Source organism: Terriglobales bacterium, from assembly GCA_035567895.1.
In the GTDB taxonomy this organism is placed as follows: Bacteria; Acidobacteriota; Terriglobia; order Terriglobales; family Acidobacteriaceae; genus Gp1-AA112.
This window is the reverse complement of the sequence record DATMPC010000014.1, coordinates 156,855-179,558: the sequence shown is the minus strand read 5'-3', so window position 1 is coordinate 179,558 and position 22,704 is coordinate 156,855. Positions and strand designations below refer to the sequence as shown.

Sequence of the window (22,704 nt, the reverse complement as noted above, 5' to 3'; positions counted from 1 at the left end):
CGTAGCTTCTTCCGTGACATCCGTGTCGTGTGTTGCTTTTGCTCTTTCACACGATTCCTCCTGACCCTGAAGTCGTACCACTTCCGTAATCGGTTCTTCGCTCAATTCACACTCATTTCACTTTGGGTTAATCAAGAAGCAACGCAAGCTAGATAGATTCAACTATGCGTCGCAAAAATAGCTTCCAGCCTCCGGCTACCAGCTTCCGGCAAAACCCGCACGAGGGTGCGCGGGGGTCCTTTGTGAGCGAAAGGACGCTCTTCCCTTCTTTCAATCCCATTTTGGCGAAGCTGCTTTCCCTGGATAAGGTGCGCGAAGTCTACGAAGCGACGCGCGAACCGGATGGCACTAATATCTTTAACCGGCTCTTAAAGAAGATGAACGTAACCTGTTCGGTGAGCGACGCCGATCTTGCACGCGTGCCTGCTACCGGCGCTTGCGTCGTGGTGGCGAATCATCCGTTTGGAATTCTCGACGGCATATTGCTGGGTGCGTTGTTGCTGCGGGTGCGTCCGGATTTGAAGATTCTTACCAACTACATGCTGACTGGCGTTCCCGAGTTGGATGAGTACTGTATCCCGCTGGATCCGTTCGGGGGAAAACAGCAGTCGGCCGTCAGCACTCAGCACTCGGCAAAGAAATCTGTGGAGACGCAACATGAAGCGTCCTCACCGAACGTTAATCAGCGCGGGATCCGGGGAGCAAAAGAGTGGCTGAATCGGGGCGGCATGTTGCTCATCTTCCCCGCCGGCGAAGTTGCTCACTTGAATCCGAAGCAGTGGGCGAAGGGTGTGACTGATCCGGAATGGAACACAACAGCGTTTCGCCTGGCTCGTTCGACTGGGGCGTCGGCACTGCCGGTGTTTATCGATGGGCGCAACAGCGCGTCGTTTCAATTGATGGGATTTGTCCATCCACGTCTGCGGACAGCGAGCTTGGCGAAGGAATTTTTGCGCAAGCGCGGCGCGAAGGTCGAGATCCGAATTGGGAAGCCAGAGAGGCTAGAGAACAAGGTCAGTACCGTTCGCGGTAGCGAATGGGTCAACGGTCGATCAATTCCCGACGCAAACACCAAAACACAAGATCCTTCGACTCCGGTTTCCGCACCCCAAGAACCAACAGCGGGTTCTCGGGGCCCCCGCGTTTCCCGCGCTGGAGAAAGCGCGCGGGAACCCTCGTCCGCTCAGGATGACAGATTCAAGGGGTTCGCTTCCGTCCGGGAAGGCACCGAATTCCTGCGCTGGAAGACTTATTTGCTTGCCAATCGCGCCTCAAAAGTGTGCCGGAATGACGCAAAAACGGCGTCCGAAGACCCCAAAACCGCGCAAATTCCGTTCTTACCCGCCGCAAAACTGCCGTTAATTCCCTTTCTTCCCGCGCCGGAAGCGCTCGCGGACGCGGTTCCAGCGGCGCAATTGGAGCAGGAAATCGCGCTTCTACCGTCGTCAGCGTGCCTGGAAAGCAGCGAAGAATATGGAGCTTACTGCGCTAGCGCGCCGAAAATCCCGCATATTTTGCGCGAAATCGGTCGGCTAAGGGAGTTAAGTTTCCGCGCAGAGGGCGAGGGAACGGGAAAATCGGTCGATTTAGACCGCTACGACGACTATTACACGCACCTTTTTGTCTGGAATAAGCCCCAAAAAGAGATTGTTGGCGCTTATCGGCTGGCGCCGACTGTGAATATCCTGCACAAATTCGGCGTTAACGGGCTCTATACCAATACGCTTTTCCGCTTTAAGGACGACTTTTTCGATCTTTTAGGGCCGGCGGTGGAGCTGGGACGGTCGTTTGTGCGCCCCGAATACCAGCGTCAGTATGCGCCGTTGCTGCTTTTATGGAAGGCTATTGGACGCTATGTTGCGCTGAATCCGGCGCATCCGGTGCTGTTTGGCGCGGTTAGCATCTCGAATTCGTACGCTCCAGCGTCGCGAACGCTGATGTATCAGTTCTTTCAGGCGCAGTTTGCGACGCATCCGTTGGCCGCAATGGTGCAGCCAAGGCGCGCTTTCCGCTCTGCAAGGCTCAAACATTGGGATATTAGCGCTTTTAACCGCCTCGTTCGCGATCCGGAAGAGCTCTCGGGGTCCATTTCGGAATTCGAATTTGACGGCAAAGGGATCCCGATTCTGCTCAAGCAATACCTAAAAATGGGCGGCGAAGTGCTTGCCTTCAACGTTGATGGCCGCTTTTCTGACACGCTGGACGGGCTTATCGTCGTCGATTTGCGCAATAGCGACCGCAAATCGTTGCACAAATACCTGGGAAGCCAGGGCGCAGAGCGGTTTATTGATTATCATCGCGCGTTTAGCGTGCCGGAATTCGTCGCCGAACCCGCGGATTAACGCGTAGAGACGCAGCATGCTGCGTCTCTACCAACCCGCGACCGGCGTGCTAGAATCCCGCACTTCCCATGATTATCCGCCGCTTTGTGATGCTTTGCTGCGTCTTTCTGCCCTCGATTGATTCCCGCAATGGTCTTCTCTTTGCGCAAAATTCTGCTCAAACAAGTGCCGTTAATGACGCTAGTTCCGTCGAAAAGAGTGTCGGGAGCGTGGCTAACGATGCGACTTCCGCTCATGCAGCGTCCGATCCGCGTCTTGGACCCGGTGATCTGATCGAATTGAAAGTATTCGGAGCGCCGGAGTTGAGTGGGACTCTGCGTATAAGTGGCGCTGGAGAGATCACAGTTCCGCTGGTTGGAGCCGCAAAGGTGGCTGGGCTAACCCCAGAACAGGCGCAGAAAGACCTCGAACAACGACTGGTAAGCGGTGGATTCTTGCGCGATCCGCATGTAGGCATCCTCGTAAAAGAATTTGCAACGCAGGGAATTTCCGTTTTGGGAGAGGTAACGCGACCCGGGATTTATCCGCTGCTCGGTTCACCGCGTCTTTTCGACGCATTATCTGCCGCGGGTGGCGCCACAAACCGCGCCGGAAAGATGATTTACGTGAGTCATCGCGAGCATCCCACGGCCGGAAACGCGATCCTTTTGTCGCGCGATCCCAAGGAAGCGCTCGCGCAAAACGCGTTCCTCCAGCCCGGAGACACCGTAATGGTGTCCCGCGCCGGAATCGTTTACGTGAGCGGCGACGTAAAGACGCCCGGCGGCTATGTGATGAATAACGATGACAATCTGACCGTCTTGCAGGCCATAGCCCTGGCCCAGGGAGTGAATCCCACCGCGTCGACGAAAAACGTAAGAATTATCCGGCGTAACGCTGGGAAGCTGCAGGAAATTCCAGTGCAACTGAAGGAGATTATGACCTCTAAAGCTCCCGATATTGCGCTGGAGAATGAGGATGTTTTGTTCATACCCAACAGCGCAGCTAAGTCCGCGGCACGCAGGAGCATGGAGTCGATCGTTCAGGTCGCTACGGGCTTGGCTATTTATCGGCGCTAAAAAACAAAAGCAAAAGCTCACACAGATGCACGCGGATCTCAGGGATTCACGCGGATTTTCTCTTTGGAAGCTGGAGTGAGCTTTTGATCCGGTTCGGCACCATAACTCGAGGACTAGAGGCTTGCGACAGAGGCATGAAAACCACGCTTACTGTCCCAATATCCAAACAGCGCCTAAATACATGAGTTCACACCACTTACTGAGAGGAAGGGCTTCTGTCCCACTGTCCCAAAACCCCATACGCGCTGGGACAGTGGGACAGCGCGCATTCGAAAACGCTGAATCCGCTAGAAAAGCTTCATCACGCCCAAACGATATGAATCCGAGATCATCCCGGAGAACGATCAGCGTGAATCCCTAAAATCTGCGTCGATCTGCGTGAGTTTTTTTGTTTTGCGTTTGAGCTTCATCTGGAAGGAAAAATGGCTCTGGACAAAAGGCGGAAAAAGCGAGTCTTGTCCCGGCAAACTGGATGGCTCTAACCTTCAGATTAGCAGTGGCTTAGATTGCAAAATCTATTTTGTCCCGTTGTCCCGAACCCTATACTCGCGGGACAACGGGACAGGCCGCGTTCGAGCACGGGAAGCCGTGCCTAAAATAATCCCGAACGCACTAGCCACATCGATCCCGCAGCCACAATCGCCCACAGAACTATTCCCTGCACCAGCGGACGCGCTCCCACTTCGGCGATTGCTTTGCGCGACAATCCGCTGCCAATTAGAAACAGTGTCACGGCCAATCCAATTTTGGCTGCACTAAGCGAGAAGGCGTACGCGGGCATGAAGGATTCTGGTGAGTAGCTCCTCGCAACCGACGCCAGCAGAAAAAACAAAATGAACCAGGGCACTTGCACACGTGCTTTGTGCTTGTTAAGCGCTGCTACGGCAAGCGTTACCGGCACAATCCAGAGGGCGCGTGTGAGTTTCACGGTCGTTGCCACCGCCAAGGCCACGCTTCCATACCGGGCGGCGGCGCCGACGACTGAACTCGTGTCGTGAATCGCCAGCGCTGACCAGATCCCAAACTGGGTTTGTGAGAGCGCAAGCCGATGGCCAATGACGGGAAACACGAATAGAGCAACCGCATTCAAGATGAACACAGTACCGAGAGAAACAGCCATGTCGTGATCGTCGGCGTCCACGACCGGTCCTACAGCAGCGATAGCACTTCCTCCGCAGATCGCGGTCCCCACCGAAATCAAGAGCGACGGCGTGCGCTCAACTGAAAGTGCGCGCCCGAGCAGCAGTCCGCACACTACTGCAAAACTGATTCCCACCAGCGTGTAAAGAAAACCAGAGCGCCCGGCATGAACGACTTCAGTAAGGCTCATGCCAAAACCAAGTCCTACAACGGAGATCTGCAGCAGCCACTTCGAACAGCGGGAAGTAAATTCAGGAAAGGGGTTCCCGAGTGCTAGCGCAAGTGCGAGTCCTAATGCTAAAGCGAGGGGAGGAGAAGCTGAATAGCCGGAGGCGAGAATGCCTCCGACAAACGCAATCTTGTTGACGATCTTCAACAATCAGAATAGCAGGATGGAGTGTCACAAATCATAAGCGAGAGACAGGATGACAACGGAACGCGCCGATCCTATTTCGGTCGCGACAGCCACCACACAACGCGACCAAGAACCCGCCAGTTGCGATCGAGACTGAGTGTGCTGGCTTCAGTACGATCAGCATCGGCGGCGAGCACTTCAGCGGCTCCAAATCTCTTGAGGCGGCGAATGAGTAGGCCATGGTCCTTGTGCCACGCGAGGACAATCATGTTGTTCAGCTTAGAGGGATCGAATTGCGACAGATCGACGGCAACCACGGAGCCGTCCGAAATCAGGGGAGCCATGCCGTCGCCCACAACCCGCAGGCAGCGCACACTCAGCTTGTTCTCGCTCCAATCGCTAGGCGCCATCACTCTAGCGACGATCGGACTCCGCTCGATATTGGGATCGTTATCTCCAGGTTCGGTAGTACCCGCTTTGACTCCGAGCAGCGGAACGGCCAGGTTTTCCAGCTCGGCAACGGCGGCCTGTGGACTCTTGCTGTTTTTCGATTTGCGCAGGGCGCGTTTGAGATCGCTGGCGGGCAGTCCTGCACGCTGCCAGAAGTACCAGCAGTCGGGATCTCCGGAGAGAGTCCCCATGTGAATGTAGAAGGCAGCTTCGGGTTCGTTGACGGCACGCTCCCAGCGCGAGACCGCCATTGGGGAAACGTTGAGCAGACGCGCAAGGCCTGCCTGATTCAAATGCAGACGTTCACGCAAACGTTCGATTTGTATAGCCCACTCTGGTCTAGCCAGCCTGGTACCAGCGCGCATATCAGTCCTTGACAGGGAATGGCGGCGGAGCTATTCTCGCTAACATTAGAGTTATAACTCCACAAAAAGGGCGCTCACCCTTGTCCCTCAGTTGTCGTGATCTAGCATCGCGCCACGCTGACCAGGACAGCGGGTCACGAATCATGACGTTGGATAATACCAAAAACCAAAAATTCAATCGACTAAGCCTATACCGCGGTATCTACAGCAGAATTGCAAAACAATTAGGAATCGATCCGTCTTATGTCAGCCGCGTCGCGCGAGGGGAACGCCAATCCGCAAAAGTGGAGGCCGCACTGCTGAAGGAAATGCGCAGGATCGAAAAAAATCCTAAGTAACCATGATCCCAATGACAGCAGTTCTGCTTCTCTAGCTCTTACTTTCTCTAGCTCTTACTAAAGTTTACTCCCTCAACACAAATTGTTCTGCTCCGGCGTTTCCCTCTCGTCGCAACCGCGCTACATTCTTGGTATGGCAACGAAATTCATCTGTTCACAGTGCGACCGAGAAGAAGCGCGCTGTGCCTGCGAGAAATACTGCATTTTGTGCCAGGGATTGAGCGACGTTCGATTGTGCGCTGACGGCGCGTACTACTGCCGCGACTGCCGCGAAGCATGCGATCTCCAGGCCCAACATTCTCCCTAAACGATCTGGCCGATTGGATGCAGCCAACTTAGATGACGACAGTCTCGCGGTGCTCTCCAAATACTTCACGTAATTGATTGGATATCTCGCCAACTGTGCACTTTTTTTCCACTGCCTCGATCACTGCGGGAACAAGATTGGCACCGCTTGAAGCACTGTCTTTCAGGCGATTCATGGCGATTCGCCACTGGTTGGCGTCCCTGCCGGCCCGCAGTGCCCGCACTCGCTCCACCTGCTTGCGCTCCAGCGCTTCGTCGATCCGCTGGATTGGAATTGCCTTTTCGTCCTCAATCGCGAAGCGGTTCACACCAACGACGACCACATCGCCGTGATCAATCTTCTTTTGGACGTCGTAAGCTGCGTTCTGGATCTCCTGCTGCACGAATCCTTGTTCGATGGCCTTGATCATGCCTCCCAGAGAACCGATTTTCTCGATGTAGTCGCTGGCTCGACTCTCGATTTCGTCCGTGAGGCTCTCAATCGCATACGATCCGGCGAATGGATCAATGGTCTGTGCTGCGCCTGATTCGTAGGCGATGATCTGCTGAGTGCGGAGCGCAATGCGCGCCGCCTCTTCAGTGGGAATCGCCAGCGCTTCATCGTATCCATTGGTATGAAGTGACTGCGTGCCGCCCAACACGGATGCGAGTGCCTGAATCGCGGTTCTCACGATGTTGACTTCAGGTTGCTGGGCAGTGAGCGTTGAGCCGGCAGTCTGAGTGTGGAACCGAAGCATCCACGACCTGGGGTTCTTCGCCCGAAAACGTTCGCGCATAATGCGAGCCCACATCCGTCGCGCAGCGCGAAACTTTGCAACTTCTTCCAGGAAATTGTTGTGGGCGTTGAAGAAGAATGAGAGTCGCGGAGCAAAGCGGTCCAAGTCGAGTCCAGCATCAAGAGCGGCCTGCACGTAAGCAATACCGTTCCCAAGCGTAAACGCTACTTCCTGCACAGCGGTGCAGCCGGCCTCTCGCATGTGGTAGCCGGAGATCGAGATTGGATTCCATTCCGGCAGATGCTCATTGGCGAAGGCGAAGATGTCAATAATGATCCGCATCGCGTGCAGTGGGGGATAAATGTACGTCCCGCGCGCGATGTACTCCTTCAGCACATCGTTTTGCACCGTACCCGACAGCTTACGGGGATTCGCGCCCCTTCGCTTCGCCACGGCAACATACAGCGCCAGCAGAATGATGGCCGTGGCATTGATGGTCATCGACGTGGAAATTTTCTCCAGATCAATGCCGTCGAAAAGCCGCTCCATGTCTTCGATGGAATCAATAGCTACTCCGACTTTGCCGACTTCACCCAAGGCCATGGGATCATCTGAGTCATATCCGATTTGGGTCGGCAGATCGAAGGCGACAGAGAGCCCCATGGTGCCGTGCGCAAGCAGGTATTTGTAACGGCGATTCGACTCTTCCGCATCTCCCATGCCTGCATACTGGCGCATGGTCCAGAGGCGTCCGCGATACATCGTGGGCTGAATGCCTCGAGTGAATGGATACTGACCAGGAAAACCAGCCTGCTCGTCGTAATTCCACTGCGATTGCGAGAGGTCTTCTTCGGTATAGAGTTCGCGCAGTTCGGGTTGAGAAGCCGGCTTGAGGCTTTCCGATCGCGCAGAATCAACCATTGCCATTCTCTTTAATCGCGGCACGGCGGCGAGCACGCAGAAAGGAACTCGCAGAGAAGTAGATGAATGTCGCGGTAAACGCCAAAGTCACGATCACATGCGAAACGGGAGCTGACGACTGGCCAGACTGAATCCTCTCCCATTGACGCCAGGCAGCTCCGAGGCCCATCGCAGCAAACACCGCGAAGAAAAAGCCAGTGATCTCAAGCACCAGGATCCGAGTGGTTCGTGCAGCGGCCTTGCCAACACTCTTAGCCGCAGCAACTCCTCCTCTCACCGCATAGTGACGGTTGCTAAGCCTCCACAAAACGCGCCCTAAAGCGTGGGCTCGCATGAGATTTCGAGACTGCGGCACGCTTCGATTCTAGCAATGAAAGCAGCAAGAAATCGCCACGAACTCGTGGGATACAATTCGGCGCATGAAGAGCACTCGACAACTGACGGCGATCATTGAACGCGAAGACGACGCATATGTAGCCCTCTGCCCGGAGCTCGACATTGCCAGTCAGGGTGAAACCGTCGAGGCGGCAAGAACCAAATCTAGTTGAGGCGCTGGAACTCTTCTTTGAGTCTGCTGATCCCACTGAAATAAACGACAGTCTCCATACGGAGGTCTTCATAACGCGAGTTGAGGTGCCGGTTGGGTGAGCCCGCCGTTTTGGCTGCGAAATTAAGCAATCCGGGGTACGATACAGGTCAAGTTCCCGTCCGGCCTCATGGATCTCGACCAACTCAACTCCTTCCTGGAAGTCGCTAAGCACTCCAGCTTTTCCAAAGCTGCCGAGCGCTGTTTTCGGACTCAGCCCGCCATTTCATCGCAGATTCGCGCTCTCGAAGAGGAAGTGGGAGCCAAGTTGTTCGACCGCTCGGGCGCCAAGGTTACGCTTACCATGGCCGGAAAAGCATTTCAGACGTACGCCGAAGAAGCGCTCCGATCATTGAAGTCCGTGAAGATGACCATTGCGGAAATGGAGCGCACGCCACGTGGAGAAATCGTTGTCGGGGCCAACGAAGCCACCTGTCTCTACATTCTGCCCGAGGTCTTTGGCGACTTTAAACGCCAGTACCCCAAGGTTTCCGTCAGCATTCAACGCGCGGAGACCACTACGACGCTGGAGTCCGTGATTGACCAGACGGTGGACTTCGGCGTTGTCTCGATGCCCGTGAAGGATGCTCGGCTAGCAGCCCTTCCCATACACCACGATGAACTGGTCCTCATTACTTCTCCCGGACATCCTCTGGCGCAGCTTGCACACGCACGCCTCGAGGAAATCGCCAAGTATCCATTGGTTCTCCCAAAGTTAGGACGCACGCGCGACGCGATTGATGACGTCTTTCAGGAAGCTCAGCTCAAACCTCATGTATCAATGGAACTCGATTCCAGTGAGCTGCTCAAGCGGTTCGTGGCCGCCGACGTGGGCATTGGCTTTGTAGCACGATCGAATATCTCCGACGAGGTCCGAGCCGGAACGCTTGTGGCCCTGAACTTCATCGATCCTCCGATCGCCCGAGACTTGGCGCTGGTTTATCGCAAGGACAAGACGCTGAGCCGCGCTGCTCGCGCCTTCATGGACATTGCGGTACATAGAAAAGCCGTAAAGAAATTGGCCCACTCCTAAACCGGGGAAATTCATACTGCTTAAACATTTTCCTTCCCGCGTAGTGCACAATTTCTGTTAGCTTTATTTTTTCTATCAGCCTTTCCGGAGGATTTTTGAATTGGGTAAAGACATGGTTCCCAAGCGGCTCTTTCTCACCAAAGGGGTGGGAAAACACAAAGAGCGCTTGACCTCCTTCGAGCTGGCACTGCGTGACGCCGGCATCGCATCGCAAAATCTGGTACGCGTATCTTCCATCTTCCCGCCGCATTGCAAGTTGACCTCCCGCAAAGTAGGCCAAAAGTACCTCAATCACGGCGAGGTTGTGTTTGCGGTAGTCGCCGAGAATTCAACTCGCGAACCGCATCGATTGCTGGCCTCAAGTATTGGTGTCGCTATTCCGACGGATCGCAGCACTTACGGCTACATGAGCGAGCACCACAGCTTTGGTGAGACCGACGACCAGGCGGGCGATTACGCGGAAGAACTCGCAGCCGAGATGCTGGCGACAACGCTTGATGTGGACTTCGACGCCGACAAGTCCTGGGACGAGAAGAAGGAAATCTATCGCATCTCGAACAAGATCGTGCGCACGGCCAACATGACTCAGTCGGCAGTGGGGGATAAGCACGGCCGTTGGACCACCGTAATTGCAGCCGCAATTCTGATTTTCGAGTAAGACCGGGAAGAGCGAACACGAAGGTCACGAAGGCGACTCCGAAGGACACGAAGAACGTATTTGTAATTCTTTCCAGAGATTTGGCAATAGTTTCTTCGTGACCTCTTGTGTCACCTTTGTGCCCTTCGTGTTCGCTCTTGGTTTTTGCTTTCCATGACTCAAGATCGTTTCCAAGTCGGACTGATTCAACTTTCCTGCTCGCCGGATCCGGATGCCAATCTGCAGAAGGCCGTTCAGCGCATCCGCGAAGCCGGGCGCAATGGCGCGCAGATCATCTGTCTGCCAGAATTGTTTCGGACCCAGTATTTTTGCCAGCGTGAAGATCCTGCCCTCTTCGACCTGGCAGAAACAATTCCCGGTCCGACCACTGACGCAATCTCGAAGGCAGCAACGGAAGCCAAGGCAGTTGTTGTTACTTCAGTTTTCGAGAAACGGACTCGGGGCCTGTATCACAACACTGCAGCGCTGATCGGAAGCGACGGAGCCATCAAGGGTCTGTATCGGAAAATGCACATTCCCGATGACCCGCTCTACTACGAAAAGTACTACTTCACTCCCGGCGATCTCGGATTCAAAGCATTCGACACTGATGTTGGCCGCATTGGAACGTTGGTCTGCTGGGATCAGTGGTATCCAGAAGGCGCGCGGCTTACAGCGCTGCAAGGAGCACAGGTGCTCTTCTATCCGACAGCGATCGGCTGGCATCCGGCGGAGAAGGAGCAACATGGGGTCGCGCAACACGATGCCTGGCGCACGATTCAGCGCGCACATGCCATCGCCAACGGAGTATTCGTTGCTGTGGTGAATCGAGTTGGCCACGAAACCGGCAACATCCGCGGAAACGAAGCCAAAGGCGCCGGCCTGGAGTTCTGGGGAGGCTCATTCCTCGCCGATCCTTTCGGACGCGTCCTCGCAGAGGCCTCACACGACCGCGAAGAGATCCTTTGTGCTGAGGTGAACCTAAGCGAGATTGACGAAACTCGCCGTAACTGGCCGTTCTTGCGCGACCGCCGCATCGAGAGCTATTCCGGCATTACGCATCGATTCCTAGATTGAAAGTAGGAGCTAACCACAGAGGACACAGAGAACACTGAGGAAACCGGGAAAACATGGCTCCAATTTTCCTCCGTGTCCTCTATGTCCTCTGTGGTTGTGTTGTTTGAAAGGCGAGAATTGAAGAGACCGCAGTCAGCCACGCCAGCGTTGCTTGGCTATCGCATGCCGGCGGAATGGGAGCGTCATGAAGCCACGTGGATCGCGTGGCCGCACAACCGCGATGACTGGCCGGGCAAGTTCCAACCTATTCCGTTTATTTATGCCGACATCGTTCGCCATCTCGCGCGCGGCGAGCAGGTGAGGATCATCGTTAACGATGCCTCACATCAGCGTTCGGCCGAACGCACTCTGAAGCACGCGCATGTGCAGTTAGATCGCGTGGAATTCTTTCGCTGGAAGACAGATCGCGTTTGGACTCGCGACTCGGGCCCGATCTTTGTTACGCGAGACAAGAATCCCAAGTTGGCAATCACGCATTGGCAATTCAACGGATGGGCCAAATATCCGAACTACAAGAAGGACGAAAAGCTTCCCGCACTAATTGGCCGCAAGCTTGGACTCGAGAGCTGGCCACCCGAGTTGAAAGTCAACGGAAAGCCCCGGCGCGCCGTGCTCGAAGGCGGCAGCATCGATGTGAACGGGCGCGGCACAATGCTCACGACAGAAGAATGCCTGTTAAGTGACGTTCAGGAGAGAAATCCGGGCGCCACTCGTGAGCAGCTGGAACAAATGTTCGCCGATTATCTAGGAGTCACGAAGACTATCTGGTTAGGAAGCGGAATCGCTGGCGACGATACGCATGGCCACGTCGATGACATTTCCAGGTTCGTTTCGCCCGACACCATTGTCACCGCCGTCGAGAAAAATTCTTCCGATCCGAACCACGCGCCCTTGCAGGACAATTTGCAACGCCTGCGAAGTGCCACCGATCAGGATGGCAAACGCTTCAAAGTGATTGAGCTTCCGATTCCCTCCCCTGTTTGGTTTCGTGGGCAACGGTTGCCGGCCAGCTATGCCAACTTTTACATCGCCAACGCCGTCGTCTTGGTCCCCACCTTCAACAATCTCTACGACAAAGCCGCGTTAAGCATTCTTGGTGAACTGTTTCCAGATCGAGACGTGGTTGGCATTTATTGCGGCGATTTCATTTGGGGACTAGGCGCAATTCATTGCGCCACGCAGCAACAGCCTGCGACTTCTTGAACGCCGAGGAAAGATCGAAGAGCGAACACGAAGGTCACGAAGGCAACATCAAGGTCACGGAGGGCGCTTCGTGTCTTTGGTTTTTCCTTCGTGACCTTCGTGTTTGCTCTGTTAAGCCTTACCTCTCATCTTTGCCACCCACCACCTCGCTCCCACGAGCAAGAACCTCCAATCATGAAAGAACTCCGGAGGCTTGCCTTCGAATGCGTGTCCAACGAATTGAAAGATCCAGCCGACTATGAAAAGCGTGAGAGGCAATCGCCAGAAGCCAGAGACAAATGGAATCACCGGCGTGACAACTAGAGAGAGGATGATCATCGGAATGCCGATCGTGTGGCAGACACGATTGACGGCATTCTGATGGCTGCTTGCGTACTGCGCGATCCATTCGTTCCAGGATCGGCCGAAGAACATGATGTGGTCCTCCAAACCTGCAATCCCGACAGAATCTAGGTCATGGGCGGGCCGGATTGGCTGTGCACTACCTGCGTCTGGGGCACGATGACCGGCTCTTCAGGTATCACGATCCAGGCGATCACATATGCGACAAATCCGATGCCAGTGAATATCGCTACTACCAGCGTGAGCAAGCGGATCAGAGTTACGTCGACATCGAGGTGGCGAGCAAGACCCATACACACGCCACCGATCTTTCGACCTTCACGCGCACGCTCCAGCGGTCGCCGAACTACTCTCGCCCCTAACTGGCGGCCGCAGGCCGAACAGTAGAGACAGTCGTCTGCCATGGTTCGTCCACAAAAATTGCAGTACATAAACCCTCCAGTGACTCATGCTGGCCCTCGTCGGAACCACCTATGGGAAGAAACGCACGCAATCCCTGAAAAGTTCCCACTGTACCCCCCACTGGAAGAACGCGGGTTTAGGGAGGGGCATCGGCTTTAGCCGTGCCGTTCCGAGCTCTCCTCATATCACCTTCGAGCGCCGGGGGCGCGGCACCACTACGCGTATCGTGAAGTGGCCTGCCTCCAGCACTCAGAAGTTCTACCTCTGTTTCGAGCGGCACGGCTGCAGCCGATGCCCTCCTTAAACCAGTTGTCTCGGCAGTGTTCGAAGCCAAATGTCCTATTCAGGACGATAAGGCTCACGCAGGAGTTTGCGAGCTATTTCCGCCTGCGCGGATGAATTGTCCTGAGCAATTACCGCCTGGTATTGAATCACAGCCAGGTCGCGCTTGCGCAGCACATCGTACATCTCGCCCGCAGCCAATCCGGCACGTTGCTTTAAGCTGAGCTGTCCGCTGGGCACATTAGCAGTGAACTCGTATTCCTTGAGCGCGCCCTCATAATCCTTCTGCCCACGCAAACTTTCTGCCAGTCCAAAGGCCGCAAATTCGACGTGAGGGTTCGCAAACTCCGCGGATCTTGCTCCGTCGAGCAGCTTCTCGTAGCAGATCACAGCCTGCGGACCCTTGCCGCCATCCTTCAGCAGATTGCAGTGTTCGAGAGCGAAGAGAAAATTCCTGGGATACTGCTTAGTCAAGGTCTCCACTACCCCGCTAGCCTCGTCGTAACGGCCTTCCCGGCGCAGGAAAAGGGCGAGGGCAACGCGGGCATCAGCACTCGACTCGCGACCCTCCTTCGAAGCCTGTTGCAGGTATTCCAGTCCTCGTTTCCGATTTCCTCCGAGGCCGGCAATACCGGCAAGCACCTTCACCGGCATCGGCAGGCTACCGACCACGTAGTTGTGCGCACCTACGACAGTCTTCGCGTCAATGTACTTAGGATCGATCTGCAGAACGCGTTCATGATCGCGACGCGCCGCAACTGCGCTTCTCAAGGCAGCGAGGAAACTTTTGTCGACCAGGGCGATGTAGGTGGACTTCAACCCCCGTGCAACACCACGCACGTAGAGCGCCTCCACGTCGTTAGAGTCCTTCGCCAGCCGCGCGTCGCAAAGCTTGACTGTGCGCGCTGTGAGCTGGTCGACCTGGGTGCGCACCGCCGGATCGCCGTTTACTGCCTTCCCGGAAAGAAATCCATCGTGTGCGTAGAGCGTCGTATCAAGCAGATTCAGGCGATATAGCTCGCGGAACACGGTCGCCTGTAGGACATGAACTACCGCGAAAGGATCCTCGGGATGGGCCTTCTCGATACGCTCAAACTCGGAAACAGCCTTGTCGTACTCCAGGTTGTAGAAATCGTCGAGCGCAAGCTTTACCTGAGGATCCTGATCCGCGTGATATGTGACAGCTGGGATAGAGGCCGGGGACGATCCCCATGCCGACGGACAGTTCGAGAGGCCCGTTACTAGCAAGGCACCGAGTAAACACAGTAGAAGCACCACTGGAGGTCGGTCCGGGGAGCTAAGAACCGGGTAAGGCTTCATGGCAGGGTACCTGCGAAGTTTACCTGATATTCCAGGTACTCTGAAACAGGTACAAAGATGCTGCCCCCGGAAAGATCGAGAAACCATCACTACTATGCATAGGCCTGCCAAGACGACGAAAGAGTTCTACACCGAACAAGAAGCGGCAGCAGAGCTGAAGATCTCTGTCGACAGGCTCCATCACCTTCTGGATCGAAAGCTATTCAACGATGGCTCCATCCGTCCGGCATCCGTCAGTTTTCAGAGCACCGACCTCATTTTGCTGCGGTTCTGGCTGGAGCAGGACCAGCCTAAGCTGATCCAGATGCCTACCCGTAACTTCCGTGGTACCGGCACCGACGATTTTGATCGGGAGCGGTAAAACTTTCACGCCTCGCTGGGTCCAACAGCCAAAACGGGAAATCTAACCTACTAAGAATTAAAGACTTACGCATAGAAGACCTTTGGCTCTCTACGTGCGAAAGTCAGTGTAGGAATCTCCCATGAGCACCAATCCTCTAAGGCGCGAAGGTGGTTACTGGAAGCCCGTACTCGATTACGAGCATTGGGAAGAAGAAGCACCCGAAGCCGCGAGCAAGACAACAGCAGTAGCTAGCGAGCCTGCCCCGGTGGCAGAGCCGCAGACACGCCACGACCTCTGCCAACATTGCGGCGCAGAATTTGTGGTCAATTCCCCGTTCTGCCGTATGTGTGGTCGTGCCCGTGATGGCGTCGCCAGGCGAAAGAAGAGCCGCTGGGACGCTTTGGATTTCTACCAGCTTCGTTCTCGCTTAGGGTTGAGCGTTGGTGCCATGATCTGTTTCATTGTCGGCCTGATCTGCATCGGCGCAGGGGTAACGACCGGGTTCATCTACACAGCCTCCACGTTGGTCGATTGGCAGGCGATTCAGATTTGGCGGGGCGAATGGCTAATTGCTGCCGGCGTCGCATTCATCTGCGGGATTCTCCTGAACAGCCGCAAGACCACCCAACTCTAAAGATTCTCCCTTAAACCAAGAGCCCGCCGGTGGCGGGCTTTTTTGCGTGTTAGAAAAGCAGCATGCTTCGTTCTACAACTGATCGTCGTCGGAATAAGATTTGTCTCGATCTTTGTCGTTCCGCTTAGATCGATCATCTTTGAATCGATCCTTCTTGCCGTGCTTTTCACTATCAGCAGCAGCGGCGGCATTTTGTTGGGCTTCAGTCATGGCCGCCCTGTCCGGGCCAGAATTTACTTCGATACTCTGCGCGACATAGTCGTTTCCGCGGAACATTGCGACGGCTGTTACCTGGCTTCCGATCGTCAAATTGTCAGGTATCCGCGTGGCGGAATCGAAGTGAATGTCATAGACCTTGCCGTCCGCCTGGTTCTCGATAGCGAGAAGCCCTGCGTGCAGGTCGAGGTGCGTCACGCGACCAAAGTATGTGAACGACGTGCCGGGCGACGCGAGGATCGACACTTCCTCGGCCGCACCGATGCTGCGGGAGCGTGGTGAGAATTTCACCGCGATCAGCGATCCTGGACGTAGAGCGCTTGCGGTTGTCTTCGCGTCGCCTTGCTTGATCGTCGTCTGCGGATCGACTCGGAATTTCACAGTGCTGCCTGCGAGTTGATCCTGCACAACCATGTCCCCGGTCTTGCGATTGAAGCTCACTATCTGACCGCTGGCATCCGCAGAGCGGCTCCCAGATTCAACCTGCACGTTCTTGGCGAATACTTTGCCTTCAAAGAGCTGGGTATCGAGATAGACGCGGTCACCTTTTTTCACGGTTAACTGCGTAGTCTCTTTTCCGTCGCGGTAAAAGTGCGTTCGCTGATCGAACTTCACGCGCATGGTCCCGGCGTCATAGACGTGCACGGTCATGTTGTCGCGAATCTGATCGATACTTTTCACCGTTCCGCCGATCAGAGAGAGCTTGCTTGACTCTAGCGGTTTAGGGGCAAGCAGGTCAGCAACATCGTTAGGATCGACGAGACCTCCGCCGCCAAGAGTTTTAGTCACCGGCTGCGGCGGATTGGCAACGAGAGAGTTTCCTGCACTGACGTCCGACGAGGAAACCGCGGGCGGCGTATTCGCCGACGGTTGCGGTCTTGTCGTAGTGGCGCCAGCTCCATTCTGCGTCGTTCCGACCGTCTGCACGGTCGATTGATCCATATGCGTTCCGGGAGCAGGCGCAGCCGAGGTGCCGGAAGGCTGTTGTGCGGCCGCAACTCCGCAGATCAATACCGTAATAAAAGCACAAGAAGTGGAACGAAACATCGGTCTCCTCAATGCAACTGAGATCAGCTGATGACGCACGAGCAGCAGCTCTGCGTCAATAGAAGTTGGATGCAGAATCTAAGAATCGGGTGATCGGGCCATCGGGTCATCGGTTGAAGTAAGGTAAGAGTGCCGCGAAAGACGCAAGTAAGTCCGCCGTATCCCCAGAGATCCTTCGCCCAAACGAGGCTCAGGATGACAACTGACTTCAGGATGCCGTTCTTTCGGCTGTTACTTGACCCGCTAACCCGATCACCCGATCACCCGATTCCTCCTGATGCAACCAAAAATCCAGTGCAGCTACTCCCATAACCATCGACTGCTCCGGCAGCGAGGCGGCCCTGCGCCTCTGCATCAATGCCGGATGCGGAGGCCCATGATCCTGGTGAAAAGTCCCTGGTCTCGAATTTCGCTTGTTCTCTTCTCGACGGTGCTCCTTGCCTCGTTCCTCCATGCCGAGGAAAAAACACTGCGAATCAGTATTCCAAAACGCAGTAAACCGACTCCCGTGCAGGCACTCAACCGCGATGGTGTAAAGGCCGTGGAAAAGCACGACTACGCCAAAGCCAAGAAGCTTTTCTACAAGGCCTACCTGCTCGATCCGGATGATCCGTTCACGCTGAACAACCTTGGCTACATCGCCGAATTGGAAGGCGATGTCGATCGCGCCCAGCGCTTTTATCAACTTTCACAGGATCAGAAGTCACAGGCTACGATCGATCGCGCTAGCAACGACAACATCAAGGGTAAGACGGTAGCCGAGGTCGCAGGCCATGCACAGACGGGCAACGTTCAGTCGAATGTCCTGAACGTAGAAGCAATCAGTCTGCTAAACAAAGATCGCGTGGCGGAAGCAGACGCCATTCTGCAGAAGGCATTGCGCATTGATCCGCGAAATCCATTCACGTTGAACAATATGGGCTACACGAAGGAGAAAGAGGGCGAGCTCGAAGCTGCGATTAACTACTATCGCGCAGCGGCCGACGCCAATTCGGACGAGCCCGTGATCGTTACCGTGAACAAATCATGGCGAGGACGCCCAATCAGCAAGGTCGCTGCCAGCAATGCGAAAAAAGTGCAGTCAGCTTTGGCCAAGGAAGACAGTACGGATGCCAGAGTCGCGCGCTTGAATCAACGAGGTGTTTCTGCGCTCAATCGTAACAATCGCGCCGAGGCCCTGAAGTACTTCACACAGGCCTACAAGCTCAATCCGGAGGATGCGTTCGCTCTGAACAACATGGGATATGTCGCCGAGCTGAACGGGGACCGCGAATCCGCAAATTTCTACTACAGCAAAGCCAAAGAAGCGGACAATCACGAGCGCCACGTAACTCTGGCCAGCCGAGCCGAGGATGAAGGCAAGAAGTTGGTCGAAGTTGCCGACAAGAACGACAGCAAGACCGAAGCCAGCATTCAGGCTCAACAGGAGCTGAACCGCCGCTCAGGAAAGACTCCGGCATTAGTTGGGCGAGGCACTCGTCGCCCCGCAACAACAACGCCTGACAACGACAACCAGCCACGGTAGGGCGACCGCAAGACTGATCGAGTAAGGGCAGGTTGCTACTGCAGCAGCGAATGCAAGAGCGCAGCGGCTTCGGCCTGTTCTGCGCGGGAGGCGTTTGCTCGCGCGATGCTGGCCAGATGCTCCGAGATGGCAACCACCGCGGCGTCTCCGGCCAAGTACATGGGGCCGGCTCGGTCGTCGATTTTCCACCCATTCTGGGTGCGAATCAGGCGGAAAGTCACAGCGTCGTTCGAAGGATGGGTCTGCATTTCTTCAGGCGTGATACGGGCGACGGATCTGATTTTCACTTCCAATTTCCCAGTAGCTCCTCTCAGTAAAATGCGCTCGACCTTGAGTGTTTCTACGATCACCGTTTCCGATGCTCCTTGCCACCTGTCCTGCCGATCGTCTGAGGGGAGGCCCCATGCCCGCAAAAGCGCACTTTGGACAGCACTTTTCTTGGGCCGTTCCCAGTTTAGGAATACCTCGTCGGAGGATGGGGCCGGGAGGGATTTCGTCTTGAGCGCTGAACCCAGGTTTGCCGATGCGGGATGGTCTGTGGGACTAGTATCGAATCCGTCCTCGTCTGAACGGGCAACTACATTTTCGTTCGTAGTGTTGCGTATACGGTCTCCATTCAGCACTATAAGGCGGAAAAAGCGAGCTGGACCTCGAGCGCGCCAAGTGGCAGAGTCGTACGAATCGATTTTCAGGCCGCTGTTCAACGAGCTATAGAACGAATGCTCCTGAGGATTGACAATGACGCCGACATGTCCAGGCCACACGATTAGGTCTGCCGGCTGTGGCGTCCGAACCCGTTCGAACCCGTCGACTCCCTGGTACAGTTCATTTGACGTGGCATACTGATAGTGTAGGCCGGCTTGCTCGTAAATTTGGTTTACCAAGTGCGAGCAATCGATGGCCGAGTCGAATTTGCTAAGGTTCTTCCACGCGATCTTTATTACCTGCACTCCTTCGCTCCAGGTAAGCAACCGCCGCGCGGCATCGGACTCCGACCGCAAATCGCTGCCGACACCAACTGATCGATTGCTCGAAACTTGACCTGACGACGTTCCTAGAGTGATCAACAAAACTAATAGCAGGCTACGCTTCATGCAGGGCCCTCCGGCAGCAAACACCTCCTAGATAGATAAATCTCGCCCGGAAAATACCTAAGGTATCGGTAGTATCGGCCCTTTCGCTAAGTCGTTTGTTGTCTGTGTAGATTCCGCGGAGTGTTTCGGTTTTTTTTGCGTTCCCTGGCGTGCGCATTCGGCCTTACGCTTCGCACCTTTGCAGATTGCCGAGCCGGGTGAGTTACGACCAAAGAATGGGGCCGTCGCCCCTTTTACTGCCCTTAATATCCGTCGCTAGGACCCTTAGGGGACTTGTTTTCGAGGTGTCCAAATCCCGGACACTTTCCAAAATTCGGACAGAATACTAGTTGACTGGCCATCCGCCTGATCTACAATAAATGCCCCAAAACCAGTGACTTACGTCTGCAAGCCACGGTTGGCGGAAAGATTGCATCCCATGCAGTACAGAAACGGGAATCCGGTACGGGTAATGAACGTGATAGCACTCGCAATATGTGTGCTCGTGTTCATCCTGTTCGGAGTGACCCCTGCTCTGCAAGCCGAGTCGAACCAGGTAGGATCCCGGCAGGCGGTTTTGCACATTAGCGTAGTTGTGATGCCGGTCGTTCAGGCGCTCAACATGAGTCCGGCGCCGCGCCATGACGGTCCAGTTACATTCAACCTGGACACGACTCCACGCGAAACAAGATATGAAGTGCGCACTCTCCCCACAGAAACAACGCCGCACCTTGATAAAGAGGCTCCGGCGATTTTGAAGACTTTCGTAATCGTTCCAGAATAGGACTCCCCCGCACTCCCCCAAGAACCTTCGTGGAGGAAATATGAATAGCTGTGACTTGCAGGCTGTCCTGGTGTCTTCTGACCCGGTGGTCGTTAATTCAGTATCGGAGTCTCTCGAAAAACTCGGGATCACTCCTGCCGTCTATCGGGAGAGCTCGGCCGCGATGCGGACGTTGAGCAGCCAGAAGACAGATGCGTTTCTGGTGGATCGCGAGGTTGATCCTGAATTGTCTGTGCTTAAAGCGATGCGGCATTCAAGTTCGAGCCGCTATGCCGTTGGATTTGCGATTTGCTCCAAGGAGTCCTCAGCCAGAGGAGCCTTCCGCGTCGCCGATTTTGTTATCGACAAACCGCTCGCTTCCCATCGTGTGAAACGAACCATGAAGGCAGCGTACGGAATCATGTTGAAGGAACGCATGCGGTACTTCCGGCATTCCCTGAGCACGGAAGCGACTCTGATCGACTTGAGCTACCGCAGGTTCATCGCTCAAACCAGCAACATCAGCCAAACAGGTATTGGCCTGGAATGCGTTGCTCCGCTGATTGCTCGCCAGGTGGTTCAACTCGAATTTGCCCTTCCAGGCGATCAACAAAAATTGAGTTGCAAAGCTCAAGTCATCTGGCTGGCCGACAACGGCAAAACGGGATTAACGTTCACAGATATGAGCAATGCCGACAGAGAGCGGCTCAATGAGTGGATCGAAAGCCAATTTCTGCGCAGGCTGCATCCGGGAATGCCGGTCAATACTTCCGCGAGGTCCGCTCATGCAACTGCCTGAAACTGCTCAATGGATCGATGGCTCCATAGCTCGCCGCAGCACACGCATAGAAACCGATGTTCTCATCGAGGTGCAGGGAGAAGGCTTCGCATATGCGGGCGAAACTGTCAGAGTTAGCCTCCACGGAGCCTTGATAAGAACGTCCGCACCTTTGGAGGTGGGCACTCCTGTGACGGTATACGTGCACCGGACCGGCAAGTCTGCACCGGCACACATCGTGTCTGTCGTCCACGACACCGGTTCCCGCTATGGGATTGAGCTCGATCGTCCAGGCAACATTTGGGGCGTCTCTGCGACCCCGTCCGACTGGAGAGTATGCTGACTCGCGCGAGGACATTGAGTTAGACTCGCCGGGAATGTCCGCACGAATACGTTGGCAGCCGGGAAGACTGAAGTACACGGCTGCCATTCCGCTCCTAGTGACCTTGGCGATCCCACTCGGGCTATTGGCGCAGAAACCTACGAAGCCGCCACAGACGCAGCTTGAGTTGGTCGTGCTTGGCTCCGGCGGCCCGCGATCGTTCGGACGGGCCTCTACAAGTTATCTAATCCTCATTGAAAATAGGCCGCGAATCCTCGTCGATGCCGGTCCCGGTGCGTTTCTCGAATTGGGAAAGCTCGGCCTCGATCTGGCACACGTGGACATTGTGTTACTCACTCACCTCCATATCGATCACAGTGCGGATATCCCTGCGATCTTCCTCGATCGCGCGCTCACGGCTGATCAGCCAATTCGCTTCAAGGTGTTTGGTCCTCAAGGCGAGGGACTCTTTCCTAGTACCAAGCAGTTCCTGCAGTTACTGTTTGGGCCGGGAGGGGCTTATGAGTACGAGAAAACGTTTGGAGCCGAAGAGACGATCGAGGCCGTGGATTTGCCGATTGCTTTGGATTCGCCCGAACGCAACATCGTCTCGGAAGGCGATCTCCGTGTGAGAGAGATCGCAACCCACCACGGTGATTGTCCAGCAGTGGCCTACCGTATCGATTACAAGCACAACAGCATCACTTTTTCGGGCGACATGGACGCCTCAGCCATTTCCAACCTGCAGCACTTGGCGCTCGATTCGGATCTGCTGGTCGCTCACGCGGCAGTGCTCGATCCACCTGGCTCGCCGGAGATCCTCTACACTCTGCACACTCCGCCGAAACAAATTGGACAGGCAGCTCGCGACGCGCGTGTGAAGCATCTGCTGCTTAGCCACATCGCTCCAGTAATCGAAGAGAATCGCCGCCAAGTCTTGCGGTCGATAGCAAACTCCTATAAACAAAGCATCGAGTTTGCTCATGACGGCATGCGAATTCCCGTCACAGCTGCAAAATCATCACCTCATCACGAGGCCAGAGCCGGGACTCCTTCCGGACAATGAAATCGCCTTCTGTTTGTGAACACGAAAACGAAATCGCGGCGCCGCGGTCCTGTGTTCTTCGAAA

Annotated in this window: 24 protein-coding genes; 14 read left to right on the top strand and 10 right to left on the bottom strand. The window is 55.3% G+C overall.

Annotated elements, in window-relative coordinates; genetic code table 11:
* Nucleotides 1-164 precede the first annotated feature (164 nt).
* A complete protein-coding gene (locus tag VNX88_05600) occupies nt 165-2,342 on the top strand; it encodes a GNAT family N-acyltransferase (GenBank protein ID HWY68117.1) in 2,178 nt (725 codons plus the stop codon).
* A gap of 209 nt (nt 2,343-2,551) precedes the next feature.
* The gene (locus VNX88_05595) at nt 2,552-3,400 is read left to right on the top strand and encodes a polysaccharide biosynthesis/export family protein (GenBank protein ID HWY68116.1); all 849 of its coding nucleotides are present in this window, start codon (nt 2,552-2,554) and stop codon (nt 3,398-3,400) included.
* Nucleotides 3,401-3,992: 592 nt separating this feature from the next.
* Here the strand turns inward: VNX88_05595 and VNX88_05590 are convergent.
* The 5 genes from VNX88_05590 to VNX88_05570 all read right to left on the bottom strand — a co-directional run bounded on the left by VNX88_05590 (nt 3,993) and on the right by VNX88_05570 (nt 8,325).
* A complete protein-coding gene (locus VNX88_05590) occupies nt 3,993-4,919 on the bottom strand; it encodes a putative sulfate exporter family transporter (GenBank protein ID HWY68115.1) in 927 nt (308 codons plus the stop codon).
* A gap of 68 nt (nt 4,920-4,987) precedes the next feature.
* On the bottom strand, nt 4,988-5,710 hold the full coding sequence (locus VNX88_05585; GenBank protein ID HWY68114.1) for a S24 family peptidase: 723 nt from the start codon (nt 5,708-5,710) through the stop codon (nt 4,988-4,990).
* 492 nt (nt 5,711-6,202) lie between these two features.
* Nucleotides 6,203-6,346 (bottom strand): hypothetical protein, encoded by a 144-nt coding sequence (locus VNX88_05580; GenBank protein ID HWY68113.1) that lies wholly within the window; start codon nt 6,344-6,346, stop codon nt 6,203-6,205.
* 37 nt (nt 6,347-6,383) lie between these two features.
* Complete coding sequence (locus VNX88_05575; protein HWY68112.1) at nt 6,384-7,991, bottom strand: methylmalonyl-CoA mutase family protein; 1,608 nt, start codon at nt 7,989-7,991, stop codon at nt 6,384-6,386.
* Nucleotides 7,984-8,325, bottom strand: a complete 342-nt coding sequence (locus VNX88_05570; GenBank protein ID HWY68111.1) for a hypothetical protein — start codon at nt 8,323-8,325, stop codon at nt 7,984-7,986. Before VNX88_05570 ends, VNX88_05575 begins: the two co-directional genes overlap by 8 nt.
* Nucleotides 8,326-8,410: 85 nt before the next feature.
* Here VNX88_05570 and VNX88_05565 point away from each other — a divergent pair, with 85 nt between their 5' ends.
* The 5 genes from VNX88_05565 (at nt 8,411) to VNX88_05545 (ending at nt 12,527) form a co-directional block, all read left to right on the top strand.
* The gene (locus VNX88_05565) at nt 8,411-8,539 is read left to right on the top strand and encodes a hypothetical protein (protein HWY68110.1); all 129 of its coding nucleotides are present in this window, start codon (nt 8,411-8,413) and stop codon (nt 8,537-8,539) included.
* Between the two features lie 168 nt (nt 8,540-8,707).
* Nucleotides 8,708-9,610: a LysR family transcriptional regulator gene (locus tag VNX88_05560; protein HWY68109.1), complete on the top strand. Its 903-nt coding sequence runs from the start codon at nt 8,708-8,710 to the stop codon at nt 9,608-9,610.
* A 100-nt stretch (nt 9,611-9,710) separates the two neighbouring features.
* Nucleotides 9,711-10,268, top strand: a complete 558-nt coding sequence (locus VNX88_05555) for an arginine decarboxylase, pyruvoyl-dependent (GenBank protein HWY68108.1) — start codon at nt 9,711-9,713, stop codon at nt 10,266-10,268.
* 153 nt (nt 10,269-10,421) lie between these two features.
* Nucleotides 10,422-11,324, top strand: coding sequence for a carbon-nitrogen hydrolase (locus tag VNX88_05550; GenBank protein HWY68107.1), 903 nt, complete (start codon nt 10,422-10,424; stop codon nt 11,322-11,324).
* Between the two features lie 117 nt (nt 11,325-11,441).
* Nucleotides 11,442-12,527 carry an agmatine deiminase family protein gene (locus VNX88_05545; protein ID HWY68106.1) on the top strand — a complete coding sequence of 362 codons (1,086 nt, stop codon included), beginning with the start codon at nt 11,442-11,444 and terminating at the stop codon, nt 12,525-12,527.
* Nucleotides 12,528-12,638: 111 nt separating this feature from the next.
* Here the strand turns inward: VNX88_05545 and VNX88_05540 are convergent, their stop codons facing one another.
* The 3 genes from VNX88_05540 to VNX88_05530 all read right to left on the bottom strand — a co-directional run bounded on the left by VNX88_05540 (nt 12,639) and on the right by VNX88_05530 (nt 14,873).
* Complete coding sequence (locus tag VNX88_05540; GenBank protein HWY68105.1) at nt 12,639-12,941, bottom strand: DUF962 domain-containing protein; 303 nt, start codon at nt 12,939-12,941, stop codon at nt 12,639-12,641.
* 35 nt (nt 12,942-12,976) lie between these two features.
* Complete coding sequence (locus VNX88_05535; GenBank protein ID HWY68104.1) at nt 12,977-13,273, bottom strand: PspC domain-containing protein; 297 nt, start codon at nt 13,271-13,273, stop codon at nt 12,977-12,979.
* A gap of 337 nt (nt 13,274-13,610) precedes the next feature.
* On the bottom strand, nt 13,611-14,873 hold the full coding sequence (locus VNX88_05530; GenBank protein HWY68103.1) for a hypothetical protein: 1,263 nt from the start codon (nt 14,871-14,873) through the stop codon (nt 13,611-13,613).
* Nucleotides 14,874-14,967: 94 nt separating this feature from the next.
* Here VNX88_05530 and VNX88_05525 point away from each other — a divergent pair, with 94 nt between their 5' ends.
* Both VNX88_05525 and VNX88_05520 read left to right on the top strand, forming a co-directional pair.
* On the top strand, nt 14,968-15,234 hold the full coding sequence (locus tag VNX88_05525) for a hypothetical protein (GenBank protein ID HWY68102.1): 267 nt from the start codon (nt 14,968-14,970) through the stop codon (nt 15,232-15,234).
* 121 nt (nt 15,235-15,355) lie between these two features.
* Nucleotides 15,356-15,850: a hypothetical protein gene (locus VNX88_05520; GenBank protein ID HWY68101.1), complete on the top strand. Its 495-nt coding sequence runs from the start codon at nt 15,356-15,358 to the stop codon at nt 15,848-15,850.
* Nucleotides 15,851-15,922: 72 nt separating this feature from the next.
* On the opposite strand, the gene VNX88_05515 is transcribed toward VNX88_05520, so the two are convergent.
* Nucleotides 15,923-17,113 carry a DUF5666 domain-containing protein gene (locus VNX88_05515; GenBank protein ID HWY68100.1) on the bottom strand — a complete coding sequence of 397 codons (1,191 nt, stop codon included), beginning with the start codon at nt 17,111-17,113 and terminating at the stop codon, nt 15,923-15,925.
* Nucleotides 17,114-17,489: 376 nt separating this feature from the next.
* On the opposite strand from VNX88_05515, the gene VNX88_05510 reads away from it, so the two are divergent.
* The gene (locus VNX88_05510; GenBank protein ID HWY68099.1) at nt 17,490-18,638 is read left to right on the top strand and encodes a tetratricopeptide repeat protein; all 1,149 of its coding nucleotides are present in this window, start codon (nt 17,490-17,492) and stop codon (nt 18,636-18,638) included.
* A gap of 35 nt (nt 18,639-18,673) precedes the next feature.
* Here the strand turns inward: VNX88_05510 and VNX88_05505 are convergent, their stop codons facing one another.
* Nucleotides 18,674-19,732: a hypothetical protein gene (locus tag VNX88_05505; protein ID HWY68098.1), complete on the bottom strand. Its 1,059-nt coding sequence runs from the start codon at nt 19,730-19,732 to the stop codon at nt 18,674-18,676.
* Between the two features lie 418 nt (nt 19,733-20,150).
* Here VNX88_05505 and VNX88_05500 point away from each other — a divergent pair, with 418 nt between their 5' ends.
* The 4 genes from VNX88_05500 to VNX88_05485 are packed head-to-tail and all read left to right on the top strand — an operon-like array spanning nt 20,151 to nt 22,640.
* Nucleotides 20,151-20,495 (top strand): hypothetical protein, encoded by a 345-nt coding sequence (locus VNX88_05500; GenBank protein HWY68097.1) that lies wholly within the window; start codon nt 20,151-20,153, stop codon nt 20,493-20,495.
* A gap of 40 nt (nt 20,496-20,535) precedes the next feature.
* The gene (locus VNX88_05495; GenBank protein HWY68096.1) at nt 20,536-21,273 is read left to right on the top strand and encodes a PilZ domain-containing protein; all 738 of its coding nucleotides are present in this window, start codon (nt 20,536-20,538) and stop codon (nt 21,271-21,273) included.
* The gene (locus VNX88_05490) at nt 21,260-21,595 is read left to right on the top strand and encodes a PilZ domain-containing protein (GenBank protein ID HWY68095.1); all 336 of its coding nucleotides are present in this window, start codon (nt 21,260-21,262) and stop codon (nt 21,593-21,595) included. Before VNX88_05495 ends, VNX88_05490 begins: the two co-directional genes overlap by 14 nt.
* A gap of 34 nt (nt 21,596-21,629) precedes the next feature.
* Entirely contained in the window at nt 21,630-22,640 is a 1,011-nt protein-coding gene (locus VNX88_05485) for an MBL fold metallo-hydrolase (protein ID HWY68094.1), read from the top strand.
* Nucleotides 22,641-22,704: the final 64 nt, after the last annotated feature.